Annotated in this window: 1 protein-coding gene, 3 pseudogenes and 1 other annotated feature; of the genes and pseudogenes, 1 reads left to right on the top strand and 3 read right to left on the bottom strand. The window is 58.8% G+C overall.

Features of this window, described 5'->3' with window-relative positions; translation table 11 throughout:
- Positions 1-61: 61 nt before the first annotated feature.
- The 3 genes and pseudogenes from BV908_RS22010 to BV908_RS22000 form a co-directional block, all read right to left on the bottom strand.
- Positions 62-598 (bottom strand): annotated as a pseudogene (locus tag BV908_RS22010) (transposase); the annotation flags it as partial.
- Between the two features lie 167 nt (positions 599-765).
- A pseudogene (locus BV908_RS22005) lies at positions 766-1236 on the bottom strand (GGDEF domain-containing protein); the annotation flags it as partial.
- Positions 1237-1349: 113 nt separating this feature from the next.
- Positions 1350-1892, bottom strand: coding sequence for a site-specific integrase (locus BV908_RS22000; RefSeq protein ID WP_246867577.1), 543 nt, complete (start codon positions 1890-1892; stop codon positions 1350-1352).
- A 107-nt stretch (positions 1893-1999) separates the two neighbouring features.
- On the opposite strand from BV908_RS22000, the pseudogene BV908_RS21995 reads away from it, so the two are divergent.
- Positions 2000-2601, top strand: a pseudogene (locus tag BV908_RS21995) (IS3 family transposase); the annotation flags it as partial.
- Positions 2278-2394: a sequence feature (AL1L pseudoknot), on the top strand. (Overlaps the previous pseudogene by 117 nt.)

The raw sequence follows: 2601 nt of genomic DNA, 5'->3' as shown, positions 1-2601 counted from the left end.
ATCACGCTGGAACACTGTCCGCCATCAGCATGGAATCGTGTCCGCCATCGCGTGGAATACGCAACTCGGCAATGTGGCGCCGCAGGTCAGCCAGCAAGAGCCCATCCTGGGCCGGAGTGCGGCCTCTGCGGTTGTCCTGCCAGTGGCCAGGGCGGTGATGCCGCACATGCAGATTCGAGCGCGCCACGCCCAGCACCGAGCAGACCGACTTCATTGGTCGTCCCCAGGCAACAAGGGCGAGCGCGCAATCCACTTTTTTTGCTGCGGCAAGCTCCACGGCTTCCTTGAGGATCTCGTTCTCCAAGGTCTTCTTGCCCAACACACGTTGCAGCTTGGCGATCTCGGCACGGGCGGCTGCCAGCTCCGATGCCGGCACAACGGCCTCGCCTGCACCGACAGCCACCAGCGCGCCTTCGCGCTCCAGCCGCCGCCAAGTGAACAGCAGGCTGGCAGAGATGCCTTCCTGGCAGGCCACGAGCGACACGCTCATGCCTGGCTCATAAGTTTTGCGAACCAAGGCAGCCTTCTCGGCAGCCGACCAGCGCCGCCTGCGCTGGTCTCGGGTGATGACCTCAATCGTCTCTGTATGCCTAGTCATACGCACAGTCCTATGTCTATCTCGAAGATAAGCGATGGACCGTGTCCGGAGATTCAGGGGGCTATCTCATGAGCCACAGGAAGATGCTGGCCCTAGGGCTGGCTGTGCTGATCGTGGCGAACGCATTACCTGCTTCAGCACAGCATTGGCGGATGTTTCCGTCTGGGGTAGGGGCGATCTGAGTAAATCAGGCCCACGATGCTGTCAGCATCGGTCCAGTTGCTGGCTATCACCATGTCGTCCGACATGTTGTTCATGTAGATGCGGGCATAGCGCAGATCGCTGGAGAGCTCATTCATGAAGTCGCCGACTTTGCGCACCAACGGGTCGCGCGTGAATTGCGCCGCGCGTTGCTGGCGTGTGAGCACAACCAGGTCCGGCGGATCGTCGCGATAGCGCTTGGCCAGCTGGATCACCAAGCCTTGGCACACCACCATATTGGCCATACTCGCCATTTCGGTGAACAGGCAGTCCATGATGCGTGCGGTGGTTTTGGCTTCGTACTCAGCATTGGCCGCCAAGCTGTCCAACTGTGCAGCAACGAGCCGCTGTGACGCCCACCATCCCACGCTGGAGATCAAGACCAGCCAGGCAATCTCCCCGTACAGGCTCTTAGGGATACAGTAGCAACCAGCCACGCAACTCCCACAGCATGGCGCCCTCGGACGTCTGGGCCACAGGCTCTGTTGGAGTAATCCGGGGGGATGCAGCCAGATGAATAGCACATCCAGAAGCCTGGTATCAAATTACTTCAACTTTTAAGAGCTGAAAGGGCATCTAAATGATCTGCCCATCTCTGCATCATTTTTGACCGATCTTCGAAGTACTGCGCATGGTTATAGGTCGCTCGAACAGTATTCGTATCTGCATGGGCCAGTTGTCGCTCAATCCATTCAGATCGATAGCCCATCTCATGCAAACGAGTACTACCTGTCACACGGGTTGCATGTGGGCTGAATCGCCCACTCCAACCTAATTTCATTAGCGCTTGACGCCATGAGGCTTGACTCATCGGAACAGTGCGCTTGTCGCGCCCCGGAAAAACATGCCGGCACCTTCCGGTCAGCCCATACATAGCCCTGAGCATCTCTACAGCCTGACTAGGTAAAGGAACTTTGTGTGCCTTTCCCATCTTCATGCGTTCAGCAGGAATCAGCCAAACCGCTGCGTCAAGATCAAATTCCGACCATTGCGCTTCAACTGCTTCATTGGGGCGACACAGGGTCCACCACATAAGCTGAAACGATGCCACCGTCTCATAGCGTCCCCCTAGACCTCTGACATCACGCTGCAGCTGAGCGATCTCACTCTCTTCTAAGGCTCGCTTATGCTGCGTCTTGTTGCGCGGGTGTGAACCGCCCCGGGTTTTGAGGAGGCTCCAACACTTGAGAAGATGGAGCTATGACCAAGTCAAACAAGTTCTCGCCCGAGGTGCGCGAGCGTGCCGTACGCATGGTGCAGGAGCACCGAGCCAACTACCCTTCGCTGTGGGCAGCCATTGAATCAATAGCCCCCAAGATTGGCTGCGTGCCGCAGACCTTGAACGATTGGGTCAAGAAGGCCGAGGTCGACAGCGGCCAGCGTGCCGGTACCACCACGTCAGAAGCCCAGCGCATCAAGGAGCTGGAACGTGAGGTCAAGGAGCTGCGCCGGGCCAACGACATCCTGAAGACGGCCAGCGCGTTTTTTGCGCAGGCGGAGCTCGACCGCCGATTGAAGTCTTGAAGAACTACATCGACCGCCACCGTGACGACTACGGGGTCGAGCCCATCTGCCGGGTGCTGCAGATGGCCCCATCGTGTTACTGGCGCCACGCAGCCCGGCAACGTAACCCGCAACTGCGCAGTCAACGCGCCCAGCGTGACGAGTGCTTGAAGGCGGACATCCAGCGCGTGTGGCATGCCAACTGGCAGGTCTACGGGGCCGATAAGGTCTGGCTGCAGATGAACCGCGAGGGCATCCCGGTGGCACGTTGTACTGTGGAGCGACTGATGCGTGCCATG

This window comes from Diaphorobacter sp. LR2014-1, assembly GCF_002916785.1.
Taxonomy (GTDB): Bacteria; Pseudomonadota; Gammaproteobacteria; order Burkholderiales; family Burkholderiaceae_C; genus Diaphorobacter; species Diaphorobacter nitroreducens.
The sequence above is the reverse complement of the archived record's forward strand: the minus strand, read 5'-3'. Positions and strand labels throughout refer to the sequence as shown.